General features: G+C 67.5%; 17 protein-coding genes. 7 read left to right on the forward strand and 10 right to left on the reverse strand.

Annotated features, from left to right (window positions below; translation table 11 throughout):
• Window positions 1-96: 96 nt before the first annotated feature.
• On the forward strand, window positions 97-1,062 hold the full coding sequence (locus tag ACYQ1Z_RS17345; protein ID WP_459793790.1) for a quinone oxidoreductase family protein: 966 nt from the start codon (window positions 97-99) through the stop codon (window positions 1,060-1,062).
• Window positions 1,063-1,135: 73 nt separating this feature from the next.
• Here the strand turns inward: ACYQ1Z_RS17345 and pheT are convergent, their stop codons facing one another.
• Complete coding sequence (gene pheT / locus ACYQ1Z_RS17350) at window positions 1,136-3,679, reverse strand: phenylalanine--tRNA ligase subunit beta (protein WP_459793791.1); 2,544 nt, start codon at window positions 3,677-3,679, stop codon at window positions 1,136-1,138.
• Window positions 3,680-3,681: 2 nt separating this feature from the next.
• Window positions 3,682-4,740 (reverse strand): phenylalanine--tRNA ligase subunit alpha, encoded by a 1,059-nt coding sequence (gene pheS, locus ACYQ1Z_RS17355; RefSeq protein ID WP_459793792.1) that lies wholly within the window; start codon window positions 4,738-4,740, stop codon window positions 3,682-3,684.
• A gap of 193 nt (window positions 4,741-4,933) precedes the next feature.
• On the opposite strand from pheS, the gene ACYQ1Z_RS17360 reads away from it, so the two are divergent.
• From ACYQ1Z_RS17360 to ACYQ1Z_RS17370, 3 genes are read left to right on the forward strand one after another with little or no spacing between them, the layout of a single operon-like run.
• Window positions 4,934-5,461 carry a hypothetical protein gene (locus ACYQ1Z_RS17360; protein ID WP_459793793.1) on the forward strand — a complete coding sequence of 176 codons (528 nt, stop codon included), beginning with the start codon at window positions 4,934-4,936 and terminating at the stop codon, window positions 5,459-5,461.
• Entirely contained in the window at window positions 5,442-6,128 is a 687-nt protein-coding gene (locus ACYQ1Z_RS17365) for an SIMPL domain-containing protein (RefSeq protein ID WP_459793794.1), read from the forward strand. The genes ACYQ1Z_RS17360 and ACYQ1Z_RS17365 overlap by 20 nt, the downstream gene beginning before the upstream one ends.
• 46 nt (window positions 6,129-6,174) lie before the next feature.
• Window positions 6,175-7,278 (forward strand): Rv2578c family radical SAM protein, encoded by a 1,104-nt coding sequence (locus ACYQ1Z_RS17370; RefSeq protein ID WP_459793795.1) that lies wholly within the window; start codon window positions 6,175-6,177, stop codon window positions 7,276-7,278.
• A gap of 4 nt (window positions 7,279-7,282) precedes the next feature.
• Here the strand turns inward: ACYQ1Z_RS17370 and ACYQ1Z_RS17375 are convergent, their stop codons facing one another.
• A complete protein-coding gene (locus tag ACYQ1Z_RS17375; protein ID WP_459793796.1) occupies window positions 7,283-7,738 on the reverse strand; it encodes a (deoxy)nucleoside triphosphate pyrophosphohydrolase in 456 nt (151 codons plus the stop codon).
• A gap of 171 nt (window positions 7,739-7,909) precedes the next feature.
• Between ACYQ1Z_RS17375 and ACYQ1Z_RS17380 the strand changes: the two genes are divergently transcribed.
• Together ACYQ1Z_RS17380 and ACYQ1Z_RS17385 are read left to right on the forward strand one after the other, a co-directional pair.
• On the forward strand, window positions 7,910-9,115 hold the full coding sequence (locus ACYQ1Z_RS17380; protein ID WP_459793797.1) for an MFS transporter: 1,206 nt from the start codon (window positions 7,910-7,912) through the stop codon (window positions 9,113-9,115).
• Between the two features lie 204 nt (window positions 9,116-9,319).
• Complete coding sequence (locus ACYQ1Z_RS17385; protein ID WP_009358633.1) at window positions 9,320-9,595, forward strand: GlsB/YeaQ/YmgE family stress response membrane protein; 276 nt, start codon at window positions 9,320-9,322, stop codon at window positions 9,593-9,595.
• Window positions 9,596-9,698: 103 nt separating this feature from the next.
• Here the strand turns inward: ACYQ1Z_RS17385 and ACYQ1Z_RS17390 are convergent, their stop codons facing one another.
• The 4 genes from ACYQ1Z_RS17390 to infC all read right to left on the reverse strand — a co-directional run bounded on the left by ACYQ1Z_RS17390 (window position 9,699) and on the right by infC (window position 12,451).
• Window positions 9,699-10,607, reverse strand: a complete 909-nt coding sequence (locus tag ACYQ1Z_RS17390; protein WP_459793798.1) for a TrmH family RNA methyltransferase — start codon at window positions 10,605-10,607, stop codon at window positions 9,699-9,701.
• Window positions 10,608-10,674: 67 nt separating this feature from the next.
• Entirely contained in the window at window positions 10,675-11,061 is a 387-nt protein-coding gene (rplT, locus tag ACYQ1Z_RS17395) for a 50S ribosomal protein L20 (RefSeq protein ID WP_459793799.1), read from the reverse strand.
• Window positions 11,062-11,180: 119 nt separating this feature from the next.
• A complete protein-coding gene (gene rpmI, locus ACYQ1Z_RS17400; protein WP_058269191.1) occupies window positions 11,181-11,375 on the reverse strand; it encodes a 50S ribosomal protein L35 in 195 nt (64 codons plus the stop codon).
• Between the two features lie 119 nt (window positions 11,376-11,494).
• Window positions 11,495-12,451, reverse strand: a complete 957-nt coding sequence (infC, locus tag ACYQ1Z_RS17405) for a translation initiation factor IF-3 (RefSeq protein ID WP_459793800.1) — start codon at window positions 12,449-12,451, stop codon at window positions 11,495-11,497.
• 388 nt (window positions 12,452-12,839) lie between these two features.
• Between infC and ACYQ1Z_RS17410 the strand changes: the two genes are divergently transcribed.
• Window positions 12,840-13,226: a DUF1844 domain-containing protein gene (locus ACYQ1Z_RS17410; protein ID WP_459793801.1), complete on the forward strand. Its 387-nt coding sequence runs from the start codon at window positions 12,840-12,842 to the stop codon at window positions 13,224-13,226.
• A 68-nt stretch (window positions 13,227-13,294) separates the two neighbouring features.
• Here ACYQ1Z_RS17410 and ACYQ1Z_RS17415 read toward each other — a convergent pair whose 3' ends face one another.
• The 3 genes from ACYQ1Z_RS17415 to priA are packed head-to-tail and all read right to left on the reverse strand — an operon-like array spanning window position 13,295 to window position 16,291.
• Window positions 13,295-14,581, reverse strand: coding sequence for an MFS transporter (locus tag ACYQ1Z_RS17415; RefSeq protein ID WP_459793802.1), 1,287 nt, complete (start codon window positions 14,579-14,581; stop codon window positions 13,295-13,297).
• Window positions 14,582-14,637: 56 nt separating this feature from the next.
• Window positions 14,638-15,519, reverse strand: a complete 882-nt coding sequence (locus tag ACYQ1Z_RS17420; protein WP_459793803.1) for an SseB family protein — start codon at window positions 15,517-15,519, stop codon at window positions 14,638-14,640.
• 25 nt (window positions 15,520-15,544) lie between these two features.
• Window positions 15,545-16,291, reverse strand: a complete 747-nt coding sequence (gene priA / locus ACYQ1Z_RS17425; protein WP_459793804.1) for a bifunctional 1-(5-phosphoribosyl)-5-((5-phosphoribosylamino)methylideneamino)imidazole-4-carboxamide isomerase/phosphoribosylanthranilate isomerase PriA — start codon at window positions 16,289-16,291, stop codon at window positions 15,545-15,547.
• Window positions 16,292-16,323: the final 32 nt, after the last annotated feature.

Here is a 16,323-nt window from a genome sequence, read left to right on the forward strand (position 1 = left end):
GAGCACCGATATTTATGCATGCCATGTTGGGCGGAGGACTCCCTAGGATGGAGAAAACAGCCGGAGCCGGAGACACCGGGACCGGGAAAGGGAGCAATGACGCACGCAATCGTCGCACGGCAGGCAGGCGGACCGGAAGTCCTGGAGTATACGGAAATTGAACGGCCGCTTCCTGGCCCGGGGCAGTTGCTGTTCAAGGTCGGGGCGGCCGGGGTCAACTTCATCGATACGTACAAGCGCAGCGGCATCTACCAGGTGCCGTATCCGTTCACTCCGGGCTCGGAGGCCGCGGGCACCGTGGAAGCGGTAGGCGAAGGGGTAACGGCCTTCTCAGCCGGCGACAGGGTGGCGACGGCGGAGGGCATCAACTGCTACGCCGGCTACGCCCTGGTTGACGAGGACGCGGCACTGCCGGTCCCCGCCGGACTGGATGACTTTACAGCCGCGGCACTCCCGCTGCAGGGCATGACCGCCCACTATCTGATCAATTCCACCTTTAAGGTGGAGCCGGGTCACACCGTGCTGCTGCATGCGGGGGCAGGCGGGGTCGGCCTCCTGCTGATCCAGCTTCTGAAGGCCAAGGGCGCCCGCGTGATCACCACGGTGTCCAACGATGAGAAGGAAGCCCTCGCCCGCGGTGCCGGCGCGGACCACGTGCTGCGCTATGAAGGTTTTCCCCACCATGTGCGCGAGCTCACCGGCGGCAAGGGTGTGGATGTTGTTTACGATGGCGTTGGCCGCAACACGTTTGACGGTTCCCTGGGCGCCCTTGGGGTCCGGGGCATGCTGGTGCTGTTCGGCGCAGCCTCCGGCCCGGTCCCGCCGGTGGATCCGCAGCGCCTGAACGCCGGCGGCTCGCTGTTCCTGACCCGCCCCACGATTGGCCACTACCTGCGGGATGCAGCAGAACGGCGCTGGCGGGCCGACGAAGTCTTTGCCGCGGCAGCCGGCGGCAGCCTCAGCGTCACGATCGGCGCGCGTTACCCCCTGGTGCAGGCACCCCAGGCACACCGCGACCTCGAGGGACGCAAGACCACCGGCAAGGTCCTTTTGGTCCCCTAGCACCGCCGGAATGCGAAAAGTCCCCGCAGCAAGGCTTGCTGCGGGGACTTTCTGCTGTAGGTACCGCGAGCAGCTAGCGCTGCACGGCGCCGAAACGTTCAGCGGCCAACGCCACTGCACTTTCCCGGGCAGCGGACGCCTCATCGGCTGTCAGGGTGCGGTCGGCGGCGCGGAACCGCAGTGCGAACGCCAGGGACTTCTTGCCGTCTTCAATACCCTTGCCCGAGTAGACGTCGAAGAGCGAGACGTCCTCAAGCAGTTCGCCGGCGCCTTCACGAAGCGTGGCAAGGACGTCGTCGGCCGGGACGTCGGCGGAGACCACAAGCGCCACGTCCTGGGTGGCAACCGGGAACCCGGAGATATGGCGGGCCACGATTACGTCCGGGGCCGCTTCGAACAGTGCGTCGGCGTTGATTTCCAGGGCAACGGAACGGGCCGGCATGTCAGCGGAGGCCAGCAGCTTGGGGTGCAGCTCGCCGGCGTAGCCCACGGTTTCGCCCGTGCGCAGGGACAGCTTTGCGGCACGGCCGGGGTGGAACGCCTGGTGGCTGCCCTGCGTGACGACCAGTTCCACGCCCAGCACGTCACCGGCGAGGCGTGCAATGTCCAGCGCATCCGCCCAGTCCCAGGGCCGCGGCGCGTGCGCGGCGGCGGCCGGTGAATCGTGGCCGGTGAGCACTGCGGCGAGGTGGAAGGGCTGGGCCGGGACGCCGTCGTACAGCGCGTCCAGCATTTCATCCGAGGGCCTGGCGCCCAGCGGAGGGATGGACGGGGTGCCCAGGGTTTCGCCGGGCAGGAAGACCAGCCCGGACTCGAAGAGCGCCAGGTCCCGGAAGCCGCGGGAATGGTTCCGCTTGGCCACCTCGATCAGCCCCGGCAGGATGGACGTGCGCAGGAAGCCCTGCTCCTCGCTGATCGGGTTGGCGAGCTTGACCGCGCTGCGGACCGCACCTTCCTCGGCCACTCCGAAGGTTTCGTTGGCAGCCTTGGACACAAACGGGTAGGACAGGACCTCGGTGAGGCCGGCGTCGGCCAGGGCCTGGATCAGTCGCCGGCGCTGCTGCTGCACGCGGGTCAGGCCGCGGCCGGGAGGGGCGACAGGCAGGGTGGCGGGAATTTTGTCATAGCCCACCAGCCGTGCGATCTCTTCGGAGAGGTCTTCCTTGGTTTCCAGGTCGTTGCGCCAGCTTGGGGCCGTGACGGTCCAGCCGGCGTCGTGCTTCTCCACCGCCGCGCCCAGGTCTTCCAGGGACGTGACGATCTGTTCCTCGGTGAAGTCGATACCGATCCGGGCGGCGGCGAACGCCGCGGGCAGCTCGATGGTGACGGTGTCCGGGGCGGTCCCAACATCAGTGCCCGTCTCATCGGCGGTGCCGCCGGCGAGTTCCACCAGCAGGTCCACCACGCGCTGGGCGGCGATGCCGGCAACCTGCCAGTCGACGCCGCGCTCGAAGCGCTTGGACGCTTCGGACGGCAGCTTGTGCCGGCGCCGCGACCGGGCGATGGAGACCTCGTCGAAGTGCGCCGCTTCCACCAGGATGTTCGACGTCGAGTCGCCCACTTCGGTTGCCGCGCCGCCCATGACCCCGGCGATGCCGATGGCACCGGAGTCGTCGGTGATCAGGAGGTCCTCGGGATCGAGGGTGCGTTCCTTATCGTCCAGCGTGGTGATCTTCTCGCCGGCAGCAGCGCGACGCACCACGATGTCGCCGGACAACTTGTCCAGGTCGTAGCAGTGCGTGGGCTGGCCCAGTTCGAGCATGACGTAGTTGGAGATGTCGACTGGCAGCGAGATGGAGCGGATGCCGGCTAGGCGGAGCCTGGAGACCATCCACGGCGGGGTGGGCCGGGTGGCGTCCACGCCGCGGACGGTGCGGGCCACGAAGCGGTCGCAGCCCGCCTTGCCGTAGATGGGGGCGTCGTCGTTGATCTTGACGCCGTAGCCGCCGGACAGCTCCGCCGGGGCCTGTACTTTGCCCGCGGGGTCGGTGAAGGTGGTTCCAGTGGCGTGGGCGTATTCGCGTGCGACGCCGCGGATGGAGAAGGCGTAGCCGCGGTCCGGGGTGACGTTGATTTCCGCTGACTCGTCGTAGAGGCCCAGGAGTTCCATGGCGTCGGTGCCGACCTCGGGGTCCAGGCCGATGCGGGAGAGCACCAGGATGCCGTCGTGGTCCTCGCCGATGCCCAGTTCACGGACGGAGGCGATCATGCCGGCGGACAGGTGGCCGTAGGTCTTGCGCGCGGAGATCTGGAAGTTTCCGGGCAACACGGCACCGGGCAGCGTGACCACCACCTTGTCGCCTTCCACGAAGTTGTGGGCGCCACAGATGATGCCCTGCACGCCGGAGGGGTCGATGCCCTTGCCCGTGAGGGTCTGCTCCTGGCCCTCCGGCACAACGCGCACCTGGCACCAGTTGATGGTCTTGCCGTTGGTCTGCGGTTCCTTGACCAGGCTCAGGACCTGGCCCACCACGATGGGCCCCTGGAGGGCGTCCGTGGGACGGTGCACTGCCTCTTCTTCGAAACCGACCTTAACCAGCTCGGCCATTACGTCTTCGGCCGTTGCTCCGGCCGGTACTTCTGCGAATTCACGCAGCCAGGAAAGTGGGATACGCACTGTTAGATCTCCATCCCGAAGTGCTCGCTGAAACGTACATCGCCTTCGATCATGTCGCGCATGTCGCCCACCTCGTTGCGGAACATGAGGGTGCGTTCAATGCCCATGCCGAAGGCAAAACCCGAGTAGACGTCCGGGTCAATGCCGGCAGCCCGGAGGACGTTGGGGTTGACCATGCCGCAGCCGCCCCATTCGATCCAGCGCGGGCCGCCCTTGGCGCCCGGGTGGAAGATGTCCAGCTCGGCGGACGGTTCGGTGAAGGGGAAGTAGTTCGGGCGCAGCCGGATCTGGGCTTGGTCGCCGAACATCTGCCGGGAAAAGTGCTCCAGCGTGCCGCGCAGGTCTGCCATGCTGAGGTTCTTGTCGATGGCAAGGCCCTCGAACTGGTGGAACACCGGCGTGTGTGTGGCGTCCAGTTCATCGGTACGGAACACCTTGCCCGGGCAGAGCACGTAAATGGGCACCTCGCGCTCCAGCATCGAACGGACCTGAACCGGAGAAGTGTGCGTGCGCATCAGCAGGTGGGCCTCGGGGGGCTCCACGAAGAAGGTGTCCTGCATTTCCCGGGCCGGGTGGTCCGGCTTGAAATTCAGAGCGTCGAAGTTGAACCACTCGGATTCAACTTCGGGGCCTTCGGCGATTTCCCAGCCCATGCCCACGAAGATGTCCGCCACGCGGTCCTGGAGCGTGGAGAGCGGGTGCCGGGCCCCGGCCCGGCGTCGGCGCGGGGCCGCCGTGACGTCAACCGTCTCCTCAAGGAGGATCCGCGCGTCGTTCTCTGCCTCAAGCTCGGCCGTCCGGTCGGCGAGCGCCTTGTTGACCCTGCCGCGGGACGCGCCCATGAGCTTCCCGGCGAGCGCCTTCTGGTCCTTGGCGAGTTTGCCGATTTCACGGTTGGCGAGGCTGAGCGGAGACTTCTCCCCTGTGTGGGCGAGCCTCACCGCCTTCAGCTCGTCGAGGGTGGCCGCACCGGCGATTGCGGCGATGGCCCGGTCTACAGCGGCGTTGATGGCGGCTTCATCCGTGGGGTTCGGAGCGGCGCCCGGCAAAGTTTCAGTCATCTACTGTTCTTAGCTACGAGTCGTGGCTGCCGGTGAGCGGGCAGCCGGGCTTCCCGGCGGCTCGTCCATCACTGGCAGGTCATGGATGAATGCGCTGAATATCAGTGTCATTCAATGACCAGGTCAGGGCCCACCGGAAAACCGGCGGCCACTGCCCTCCAGTCTAATTGAAGGCTCCGGCTACCATGGCCTCATGACTCTGCGGCAGCGCCCCGGTTCCCCGGGGCCGCTGCCTGCCGCCCCGCCCGCTTCGCCCACCCGGCCGGTTTCCCCTGGCCAGCGGCTCCGGCAGGCAGCCAACCTGCTTAACGGCAGCACGGCCTTTGGCCTGGCCGTTGCACTGGCCGCACGCACCCGGCTTCGCCCGGGCCCGCGGGGCCTGGTCCTCGCCGGCGGGTACAGCTGGCGGCTGCCGTTCGCCCGGGCCTTCACGCTGGGAAACGTTGTGCTGTACCGGGGCCCTGCAGAGGACCTTTTGTCTCTTCCCGACCTGCTCGGCCACGAGGAACGGCACTGCACGCAGTACGCGTGGTGCCTCGGCGCCCCATTCATTCCGCTGTATTTCCTGGCCGCGGGCTGGTCCGTCCTTCGTGCCGGGAACCCGGGAACAGCGAATCCCTTCGAGCGGCATGCAGGCCTGGCCGCGGGCGGCTATCCCGTACCGGCGCCCCGCCGCGCCTTCTACAGAAAGGACCAGCCGGATGCAGACAGCGGGAAATGATTACCACCTGGGACACCCCGGTACCGTGACGGCCACGGGAACCGGGTGGGCAGAGGCGCCGCCGGACCTGATGCTCGTCTCCATTGGAGCGGAGTCCCGGGCTGCAGCGGTCGCGGGTGCCTACTCGGCCGCGGGGGAAGCCCTGGAAGCGGTGGCTGCCGCCTTCCGCGCCCATGGCACTGCTGCGGCGGACATCCGGACCACCGGCCTGACCGTACGGGCCGACCTTGTCTGGCGCGAGGGCGAAGGACAACGGGTGGCCGGGTATGTCGCTGCAGGCACGCTCGATGTCCGGCTCAGGGACATGGCTTCCGCAGCAGGGGTCATTTCGGAGGCAGTCACTGCCGGCGGCAATGATGTCCGGCTCAACAGCCTCCACCTGGACCTTGCCGACGACACCCAAGCGCGGGAGCGCGCACGGGCCGCCGCGTGGGAGGATGCGCTACGCACGGGCCAGCAGTTCGCCATGCTGGCCTCCGCCACCCTGGGGCGCGTGGTCTCCGTGGTCGAGCACGGACCCGCCCAGGGGCCGGTTCCGCTGGTCGGGTTGCAGCGTGCCAGCGCCGTGGAGAGCGTGGCGATCGAACCCGGTCAGAACCGGGTGCAGGCGGCCGTAACCGTGGTGTGGGAGCTTGGGCCGGCCCGGCAGGAGGGCACGGGCGGCTGAGCCTGCAGCCTTGACTTTAATTCGAACATGTTTTCGAATAGTGGCTATGAGATGGGACGCGCAAGCACTTATGCCGGCACCCGGAAATACCACCGCAGGGCCGGCTCCCTCGCTGCTCCCGCTCGCCGGGCTGGTCCGGTCGGTGACCACCCCGGACTTCGCCGGCATCACCTTCCATGAGGTCACCGCCAAATCGGTGCTCAACCGGGTGCCGGCGGGGTCGCGCATGCCCTTCGAGTGGACCGTCAACCCCTACCGCGGCTGCAGCCATGCCTGCGTCTACTGCTTTGCGCGGAAAACCCACACCTACCTTGATTTCGACGCCGGACTGGACTTTGACAGCCAGGTGGTGGTCAAGGTCAACGCGGCGGAGGTCCTGCGCAAGGAACTTGCAAAGCCGTCGTGGCAGCGCAACCAGGTGGCCCTGGGCACCAACACGGATCCTTACCAGCGCGCCGAAGGCCGGTACCGGCTCATGCCCGGCATTATCTCTGCGCTGGCAGACTCCGGGACTCCCCTGTCAATCCTCACCAAAGGCACACTGCTGGCCAGGGACATTCCGCTGCTAAAGAGCGCGGCCACCCAGGTGCCCGTTGGACTGGGCATTTCACTTGCAATGACCAACGAAGCCCTGTCCGAGGCCATCGAGCCCGGCACTCCCGGCCCGCGCGCACGGCTGAAGCTGGTGTCCCGGCTGCGCGAGGCAGGCCTGCCCTGCGGGGTGATGGCCATGCCCATCCTGCCCTGGCTCTCCGACAGCGACGAAGCGCTCGACGCGCTCTTCGCATCCTTGGCGGCCGCCGGCGCCACCGGCGTGAGCGCGGGGGCCCTGTACCTGAAGCCGGGAACAAGGGAGTGGTTCATGAAGTGGATTGCCGCCAACCACCCCGAACTCGTGGGGCGCTACCGGCGCCTGTATGAATCCGGCTCCTACGCATCGAAGGAATACCGCACCTGGCTGGCAGGAAAAGTACGGTACTTCAAGACACGGCACGGGTTCGCGAACACGGCCGGCTTCAGCCACCGTGACCTGGACGATCCCCGCGGCGAGGAAGCGGAGTACCCGGCCGGAATCGTCCCGGAACCATCCGGTCGTGCGGCGGCACCCGCGCCTGCCGGCGGGACTGCCGGGCAGCCAACCCTCTTTTAGCGTTTCAGGCCTGGTTGGGGCTTGCGGCCGCCTGTGCCGGCACGGCGGCCAGCAGCGCATGGACAATCGGAAAGTCCGCAGGGATCCAGGGCAGGCCAAGGACTGCGTCAGTCTCGGCAAGGGGCACCCAGCGGAGTTCGTCGTGGTCTTCGAGCGGCCGGGGCTCGCCGTGCGTGACCTCGGCGAACCAGACCCGCATGGCGGCGCGTTCATTCAGCGGCCAGCCGCCCGGGTTTCCGGCCGGGAGTTCGGAACCCAACTGCACCCCGACGCCCAGTTCCTCCAGCAGTTCACGCTGCAGTGCTGTCTCCGGGTCCTCGCCCGGTTCAACCTTGCCGCCGGGGAACTCCCACAGGCCTGCCAGGTGCTCCGGTGCGCTGCGCCGGGCCGCCAGCAACAGGGCCGGCCTGTCCAGGTTGTCCACCACGGCTCCGCCCACCACCTGTATCAGTTCAGTCACCGGCCCATTGTATGGGGGACAATGGTCACACATGGGCTTCTTGCCTGCCACTGCGGGGAATACCGCCACCTTGCGGGAGGTTTCCGCCCTTGGCCGGCAAGCCGCCGGCAACACCTGCCCCACTGCCGTGGCACCCCCTGACCATCAGCAGCACGATCGAAAAGCAGGCATATGAGCAGCGCCCTCCGCACGTCCACGGCTCCCGCCACATCCACCAACTTGGCCATGGCCCTCATCGCGCTTGCCATGGGCGGGGTGGGCATCGGCGTCACGGAGTTCACGATGATGGGCCTGCTGAAAGAGGTGGAGCATGGGCTCGGCATCAGCACGCCGGAGGCCGGCCACCTGATCTCGGCCTATGCCCTGGGCGTGGTGGTGGGCGCTCCCGTGTTGGCGGCTGCGGGCGCGCGGCTCCCCCGCAAGAACCTGGCGCTTGGCCTGATGCTCTTCTTCACCGTGGCAAACCTTTCGTCCTTCGCCGCGCCGGACTATGCAAGCATGCTGGTTTCCCGGTTCGCCGCAGGCCTGCCGCACGGCGCCTTCTTCGGTGTCGCGGCCGTGATTGCCGCGTCCCTCGTTCCGCCCACCCGGCGCGGCTGGGCCATCTCCATGGTGATGACCGGGCTGAGTATCTCCAATGTGGTCGGCGTCCCGTTCGCCACCTGGCTGGGGCAGGCCTACGGCTGGCGGCTGCTGTTCGTCCTGGTGGGCTGCCTCGGGCTCCTGACCCTGGTGCTGGTCTGGAAGTTCGTTCCCTTTGAGCACGCCCACCCCGGGGCGAGCATTAGGCGCGAGCTCGGCGCGCTCAAGCGGTTGCAGGTCTGGCTTGCCCTGCTGATCGGTATCGTCGGGTTCGGCGGATTCTTCGCCACCTACACGTACATAGCCCACACCATGACGTCCGTAGCCGGCCTCCCCTCCTCGCTGATACCGCTGGTGGTGGCGCTCTACGGCCTGGGCATGGTGGCCGGAAACCTCGCCGGCGGGAAGATCGCTGACAGGTCGGTGATGGGAACGCTGTACAGGGTCCTGCCCGCCATTGCAGTGGCGCTGGTGCTCTACGCCCTTGCCGCATCATGGGCCTGGAGCGCGCTGGTGATGGTGTTCGTCGTGGGTGCATCCGGTTCCATGCTGATACCAGCCCTGCAGACCAGACTCCTGGACGCCTCTCCGGACGCGCCGTCATTAGCCTCGTCGCTGAACCATGCCGCCCTTAATGTCGCCAACGCACTTGGCGCATTCCTCGGCGGCCTCGTCATCGCGCTGGGCTGGGGCTACGTTGCCCCGGCGCTGGTAGGCGCTGTGCTCGCGGTCCTCGGGTTCGGCGTCGCACTCCTCAGCGGAACGTTGGAGCGCCGGAAGCCGCTTGCCGCCTGAGACAATTTGCGGCGTACTGCTGCGGCGCCGCCTGCGCCCGGCCAGCCTCCGTGACCTGTTCGAGATGTGGCAGCCCGTGAACCCTTCCCCGCCGGGCAAATCCCGTGCCGTACCGGGGCTTTTGGCCTGCTGACAGCAGCGGAGCGTTATGTTAGCTTGAGGCTCATCGGGGCTATTAAATCCCGGTAACCAAAAGGAGGAGACATGGGTTTTCTTGCTTGGATCATTCTCGGCCTCATCGTAGGGGCCATCGTCAAGGCGGTCATGCCGGGCCGCGTCGGCGGCGGCTGGGTCACCAGCCTGGTGCTGGGTGTTGTTGGCGCCATCGTCGGCGGCTGGATCGGCAGCCTCCTGTTCAACCGGGGCGATCTTGCCTTCTTCGACCTCGGAACCTGGATTCTCGCTATCGTCGGCGGCCTGGTTGTTGCCGGCATCTATGGAGCCATCACCGGCCGCGGGAAGGCAACGCGCGCTCCCTGATGTTTCTGTCACTGCAGGATGGCACCAAGGGCCCCGGATTTCCGGGGCCCTTATTCGTGTCAGCCGTACCGTCGGCGGGGATGCCGCCAGGTTCTCCTCCGGGTCAGGCAGTCACCCCGGCCGGCTGCTGCGATCGCGCACTGGCGTAGAGGCAGACCGTGGCCGCGGTTCCGAGGTTCAGGCTCTCCGCGGCCCCGTAGATGGGCACGGCGACCCGGTGGTCCGCGAGGGCCAGCTCGTCCTGGGACAGGCCCTGTGCTTCGTTGCCGAACAGCCAGGCGGTCGGGGCCGCAAGGTCGTAGGCGGAATCGGGGCCACCGCCGGTGAGCCTGCGGCGTGCGTTTTCATCCTGCAGGGCGTCCAGGTTCAGGGTGCCGTAGCCGTCCGCCGCCAGGATGCCGATGCCGCGGGCCTTGCACTCCTCCACGAGGCCGGCCACGTCCGCGCCCAGCACCACCGGCAGATGGAACAGGGATCCGGCCGTGGACCGGACGGCTTTGGGGTTGTAGATGTCCACGCTGGACGCGGTGAGGATCACGGCATCGGCGCCGGCGGAGTCGGCCGCCCGCAAAACTGTACCGGCATTTCCGGGGTCCCGGACCTGGCACAGCACGGCGATCAGCCGCGGCCCGGCGTCGAGCACTTCTTCAAGCGGCACGTCGACAAACCGGCAGACGGCGATGATGCCTTGCGGGTTGACGGTGTCAGCCATGGCGGCCAGCACCTCGTCCGTGGCGAGCCTGGCCTTTGTACCCTCGGCGAGTTCCTCGAACTCCGGGTACCGGTCCAGGCAGGCTTCGCTGGCGTACACCTCGGCCACCACACCCGGCTCTCCCGCAGCGAGCCGTTCCTGGTGGAGTTTCAGGGCCTCGCGCACCGCCTGCGGGCCCTCGGCAAGAAAGTGGCCCCGCTTTAAACGGGCCGGGCGCCCGGCAAGTTTCGCCACATCCCTGACCCGATCAGCTCGGGGGTTGGACAGTGGAGAATCTTGCGGGCGCCCGGTTTCGTTCATATAAGAACTCTAGTGGCTGGTGCCACCGGCTCTTGAACTGTCCCCTGCGACGTGGAGCAGGCGGTTGTTAGGCAACAACCTTCTTGGCCGAGGTGTCGGCAGGCAGCGAGTCCTTGGCAACCTGGACCAGTGCGGCGAATGCGTTGGCGTCCGAGACAGCCAGTTCAGCCAGCATGCGGCGGTCAACCTCGACCTCAGCGGCCTTCAGGCCCTGGATGAGGCGGTTGTAGGTCAGGCCGTTGGCGCGGGATGCAGCGTTGATACGCTGGATCCACAGGCGGCGGAAGTCGCCCTTCTTCTTCTTGCGGTCGCCGTAGCTGTACACAAACGAGTGCAGCAGCTGCTCTTTGGCCTTGCGGTACAGGCGCGAACGCTGTCCCCGGTAGCCCTTTGCGCGTTCAAGAACAACCCGGCGCTTCTTGTGGGCGTTGACCGCCCTCTTCACACGTGCCACGTGCGTACTCCTTCGAAAATCTGATCCCAAGCATCTACTGCCGGTGTTCCGGCGGGCCTGAGAAGGCTGTTTGGCAGGCGACTGGTGGCCTGGTGGCTGCCAGTCAAAGAACTTGGAACTTAGATGCCGAGCATCTTCCGGATGACCTTGGCGTCGCCCTTGAAGACAATCTTGTCCGAGGCGAGGCGGCGGGTCAGCCGGGTGGACTTGTGCTCGAGGTAGTGGCGGCGGTTGGCCTGCTGGCGGCGCAGCTTGCCGCTGCCGGTCAGCTTGAAGCGCTTCTTAGCACCGCTGTGGGTCTTCATCTTCGGCATGGGAACCGATCTCCTTACGTTTCCGCAGGCTGGGCCTGCAGCTCTATCGCGCAGCCGGACCCCGGAGGGCGGCATGCTGGTTGCTGACCGCCGGAGGGCTGGCCTCCGGCAGTTGTTGACTAGGTGGTCTTTTTGCCCGCCGGCTTGGGCACTGCCTTGGGGGCAGGGCGTGCGCCCGGCTTCGGCGCTGCAGGCCTGGCCACCGGCTTCGGCGGCGCGGGTACTGCTGCAGGCTTGGGAGCGGCGGCTGCCGGGGCAGCCTCCTGCTTCTCCGCGGCCGGCTTGGGAGCCGGCGCAGCCTTCGGAGCGGGAGCAGCCTTTGCGGCTGGAGCTTTGGGAGCCTCCTGCTTGGGCGCTTCTGCTGCCTCTGCCGGTGCTTCGGCCCCGGCAGGCTCGACGGCGGGAGCGGGCGCCTGCGCGGGAGCCTCAGCGGGTGCTTCGGTTTCCGCGGTGACCGTGAAGCCCTCGGGCAGCAGGTCACCCAGTGACTGCGTCATGGGGGCCTGGTCCTTGCCCGAGACATCAATGCGGGCGGCTGCCTTGGCTTCGTTCTGCGCCTTCGCTTCGGCACGCTGCGTGGCGCGGCGGGCCTCGGCCTTGGCTTCAGCCTTGTTCTTCAGCGGGCCGACCACCATGACCATGTTGCGGCCGTCGATACGGGGGCTGGACTCCACCACGCCGACTTCGGCGACGTCGTCGGCGAAGCGCTGAAGCAGGCGGATGCCCATCTCCGGACGCTGCTGCTCACGGCCGCGGAACTGGATCATGGCTTTGACCTTGTCCCCGGCACCGAGGAAGCGCAGCGCGTGTCCGCGCTTGGTCTCGTAGTCGTGGGTGTCGATCTTCAGGCGGAAACGGATTTCCTTCAGAACGGTGTTCGTCTGGTTCTTCCGGGCTTCGCGTGCCTTGACCGCGGCCTCGTACTTGTACTTGCCGAAGTCCATCAGCTTGCACACCGGAGGCTTCGCCTGAGGTGCAACTTCAACGAGATCAAGGTCGGACTCGGCAGCCAGACGCAGGGCATCCTCAATACGGACGATTCCTACCTGTTCACCTGCAGGGCCGACCAGCCGCACCTCGGGGACGCGGATACGCTCATTGATTCTTGGCTCGCTAATGTTAAAGCTCCTGTTTTTGTCGTGGTACCCGGCAAATAGAGAAGGCCTCCAACTGCCGGAGCAATCGAAGGCCTCTGAATGGTTGGCCCTGCAGGCCCGTCGCCGGACCGCATGCACGGGGCCGAAAACTGCCGGCACCATGCCCAACCAGGTACCCGGCAACCTTGGGTACCTGGCCGGTTCGGTGGAACGGCCGGTACAGCGGCTGACGCGGGTGGGAGAGAACTCCGCTTGCAAACTGCATGCCATTCTACAGAAAAAATTCCCGTCAACGCGGTGAGCGCCGGTGGGAACCAAGTCTTTCCGAAATAACGACATCCAGTTGGTCTGTGTCAAGCTTACCAGTATGACCACCCCAGACAGTAATTCATACGTTTTCGACTCCGCCGATGCCGGCGCTGACGTCTCCCAGCAGATCCGCGACATTTCCGAGGTGCCGGCCATCGAGGTCATCACCACCGCCGCCGTGCACCTGATGAGCGCCGCCGCCGTCAAGCTCGGCCTCGCCGCCGAAGAGAACGCCGCGGAACTGAAGGACCTGGACGAGGCCCGGAAGCTGATCACCGCCCTGGCTGGCCTGGTCACCGCGGCGGCCCCGGAAATCGGCTCGCAGCATGCGGGACCGTTGCGCGACGGCCTGCGGTCGCTGCAGCTGGCCTTCCGTGAAGAGTCCTTGATCCCTGACGCTCCGGGCAAGGGCCCGGGCGAGAAGTACACCGGGGCTGTCAACTAAGGCAGGACTCCCCCAGCCAGCGCGCGACGGCGGGCCGGCCCTTCCAAGGGCCCGCCCGCCGTCGGGCTTTAACCCTCCCGGCCCCGGCGCTCCTGCAGGACCAGGCCCGCGGCGCACAGAGCAACCCCTGCGATGCCCACGGAGACGAACCCGCCGGAGGAACCCATGGCGTCGATGAAGACACCGGCGAGCGGTGCCCCCAGCGCGACGCCGGCAGTGAGCGCGGAGCCGTACCAGCCCATCGCCTCACCCCGGCGTTCCTCGGACACCAGGTCGGCCACCTTCTCGGACGCCGACGAGAGCACCGGGGCGCAGAGCAGGCCAGGCAGGACGGAGAGCAAGGCCAGGGCCCAGGTGTCGTGCGCGAACGCCATCGGGATGGTCAGCGCTGCCATACCCAGGAGCAGGAGGATCGGCGGAACAGGCCGGTGCATGGCCCCGTAGATCAGCCCGCCCACGACGGAAGCGGCGCACCAGAACAGAAACACGATGCCGATCTCGCTCTGCCGGCCGCCGGTTTCCAGGGCAGCGACGATGCCAACGTCGGTACCGCTGAGTACCATGCCCGCACCGGCTGCCACGGCGAAAAGCGCGCCGAGGGTGGCGGTGAACCAGGCGAAGTTGCGGCTCACTTTTCCGCGGAACCCGCCCGGCTTCGAAGCCGCGGCGGGCACCAGTTCGGCGGCTGCTTCCTGGACATGGGCCGGGGCGGCGGTGACGACGGCGGCCTCGGCCGCGTACCGCTGGTCCTCCATGCTTTCGCGGGTCTCCGCGGGGCTTCGGGTGGGCGGATTGAACCAGATAAGGAACAGCCCGGCCAGGGACGTCGCCACACCGACCACGGTCAGCCCGGCCACCGTATGGCCGCTGGTGGCCACAACGGCGCCGGCCGCCGGACCGATCATGAACACCATCTCGGTGGTGATGGCGTCCAGGGCAAAGGCGGTGCGGCGCTGGTCGCCGTCGGCAAGGACGCCGAGGGACTGGCGGATCACGCTGAAGATGGGCAGCGTCAGCAGGCCGCCCACGAACACCAGCGGCAGCAGCCACTGGTACGGCACGTGCGGGACGACGGACCAGATCACGGCTTCGGAAATGACGGATGGGACCAGCGCCCTGCGGAGCCCTGCCGTGTCCACCCGCCGGCCCCGCCACGGCGCGCCGAGGGCAATACCGATGGTCATCACGGCGGCAGCGGCGCCGGCGGCAGCATAACCCTCCCCCAGCGTCAGAACGATGTGGAGGGTCAGGAGCACTCCGGCCGCCGAATGCGGGATCCGGGCAATCATGCCCACCAGGAGCAGCCGCCGGATGGGACGGACAGCGAGCAACTCCCGGTAGAGAGCGAAGTTCACAAAGAAATCCTTACGTCTGCCGCAGCAGTCGTGGGATCGCCCCGTATGGCTGCCGGCTACTGCTGCGCACGCCGCAATTTGATCTCCATGGAGTCGACGCGCTCCCCAAACAATACATTCCGCGACCACTCAGCCTGGAGTCCGGCCACCAGCTCCTGGACAGCTGCGGCATCGAGGCCGTCTTCGAGGTACAGCACAACCTGCAGCTCCGGCCCGGAGCCGCCGCCCGGCACGGGGGTTCCGTCGGCAGCCCGGGACGCCACTCCCCTGCCGGGCAGGAGTTCGACGCGGTGGACAGGCGGGAAGCCGTCCGCCGCCTGCCCCAAAGCGGCGGCGAGTTCGGCATCGGTGTAGGCGGGAACCCAGTCGCGTTGCTGCGCCAGGGCCCAGACAGCCGGGCGCCTCACAACGAATGTGACGTCGGACCCCGGGTCCAGGACCAGAAGTTCAGCTCCCTCTGCGACAGCGGACAGCGCCGCCCGGGCCGCGTATACCGCGACGGGCCGCGCCTCAGGGTGCCAGTTGGAGAGGGCGTCTGCCGACGTAAATGCCGGCAGGGCGGTCCTGCCGTCCGCTGCCTTGAGCGTGACCAGGGCCATGTCCGCCTGCTTGTCCGCCTGCAGGCCGTGCGCCGATTCCTCCTCCTGGGCAAGCTGCGCCACGATGGGAATGAAGACACGGGCCGTGGCCAGGGAGGCGACGACGGCCGCTTCGCTGCCCGTTCCACTGCGGAGGGCGGCGATGGCGGCGGCGTAGCCCGCGTTGGCCGTGCCGTCGTCGTCCTCGAAGTTGTGGATTTTCGCGTCTTCCCCGGCGAGGCTGCGCCCTGCCCACGGCTGCCCGGCGGAGTCGGTTGCCCCGCCGGCGCCCGCCAGCGCGGCGGCGATATGCCCCGGCAACTGGCGTGGTGGCGGGCTGGCTGGTTCGTTGCTGGCCATGCTGCTGGTCCCGGTGTGCCCCGGCTTACCGGCGGCCGGCGACGTCGAGCGCTTCGGGGAGGGTGAAGGCGCCCGCGTAGAGGGCCTTGCCCACAATGGCGCCCTCGACCCCCAGGGGCACCAGGGACCGAAGGACTTTCAGGTCGTCAAGGCTGGAGATGCCGCCGGACGCCACCACGGGCTTGCCGGTCTTTTCCACCATCTGGCGGAGGAGTTCGACGTTGGGGCCTTGCAGGGTGCCGTCCTTGGTGACATCCGTGACGACGTACCGGGCGCAGCCGGCCTCTTCGAGGCGGCCCAGCACCTCCCAGAGGTCGCCGCCTTCCTTGGTCCAGCCGCGCCCTGCCAGCGTGGTTCCGCGGACGTCCAGGCCGACGGCGATTTTGTCGCCGAAGCGGTCAATGGCCCGGCGGGTCCACTCGGGGTTTTCCAGTGCGGCGGTGCCCAGGTTGACGCGGGCGACACCCAGGTCCAGAGCGGCTTCAAGGGTGTCGTCGTCGCGCAGGCCGCCCGAGAGCTCCACCTTGATGTCCAGCCGGCCCACCACTTCGCGCAGCAGTTCGGCGTTGGAGCCGCGCCCGAAGGCGGCGTCAAGGTCCACCAGGTGCACCCATTCGGCACCCTGCTGCTGCCAGTTGAGCGCGGCTTCCAGCGGCGTGCCATAGCTTGTCTCGCTGCCCGCTTCTCCTTGGACCAGCCGGACAGCCTGCCCGTTCACGACGTCGACGGCGGGCAGCAGTTCAAGAACCGGCAGATCGGTTGCGGTGGTCATCATCATCCTCAGGGTTGGGTGCGGGCTGTCAC

It is taken from the genome of Arthrobacter sp. AD-310 (assembly GCF_054656615.1).

Excerpts from the sequence above, each read along its gene's own strand:
- ACYQ1Z_RS17345 (WP_459793790.1), top strand. The coding sequence starts at position 97 with ATGACGCACGCAATCGTCGCACGGCAGGCAGGCGGACCGGAAGTCCTG.
- ACYQ1Z_RS17420 (WP_459793803.1), bottom strand. The coding sequence starts at position 15,519 with ATGGCCAGCAACGAACCAGCCAGCCCGCCACCACGCCAGTTGCCGGGG.
- rpmI (WP_058269191.1), bottom strand. The coding sequence starts at position 11,375 with ATGCCGAAGATGAAGACCCACAGCGGTGCTAAGAAGCGCTTCAAGCTG.
- ACYQ1Z_RS17365 (WP_459793794.1), top strand. The coding sequence starts at position 5,442 with ATGCAGACAGCGGGAAATGATTACCACCTGGGACACCCCGGTACCGTG.
- pheS (WP_459793792.1), bottom strand. The coding sequence starts at position 4,740 with ATGACTGAAACTTTGCCGGGCGCCGCTCCGAACCCCACGGATGAAGCC.
- ACYQ1Z_RS17380 (WP_459793797.1), top strand. The coding sequence starts at position 7,910 with ATGAGCAGCGCCCTCCGCACGTCCACGGCTCCCGCCACATCCACCAAC.
- priA (WP_459793804.1), bottom strand. The coding sequence starts at position 16,291 with ATGACCACCGCAACCGATCTGCCGGTTCTTGAACTGCTGCCCGCCGTC.
- ACYQ1Z_RS17410 (WP_459793801.1), top strand. The coding sequence starts at position 12,840 with ATGACCACCCCAGACAGTAATTCATACGTTTTCGACTCCGCCGATGCC.
- ACYQ1Z_RS17360 (WP_459793793.1), top strand. The coding sequence starts at position 4,934 with ATGACTCTGCGGCAGCGCCCCGGTTCCCCGGGGCCGCTGCCTGCCGCC.
- ACYQ1Z_RS17370 (WP_459793795.1), top strand. The coding sequence starts at position 6,175 with ATGAGATGGGACGCGCAAGCACTTATGCCGGCACCCGGAAATACCACC.
- ACYQ1Z_RS17390 (WP_459793798.1), bottom strand. The coding sequence starts at position 10,607 with ATGAACGAAACCGGGCGCCCGCAAGATTCTCCACTGTCCAACCCCCGA.
- ACYQ1Z_RS17385 (WP_009358633.1), top strand. The coding sequence starts at position 9,320 with ATGGGTTTTCTTGCTTGGATCATTCTCGGCCTCATCGTAGGGGCCATC.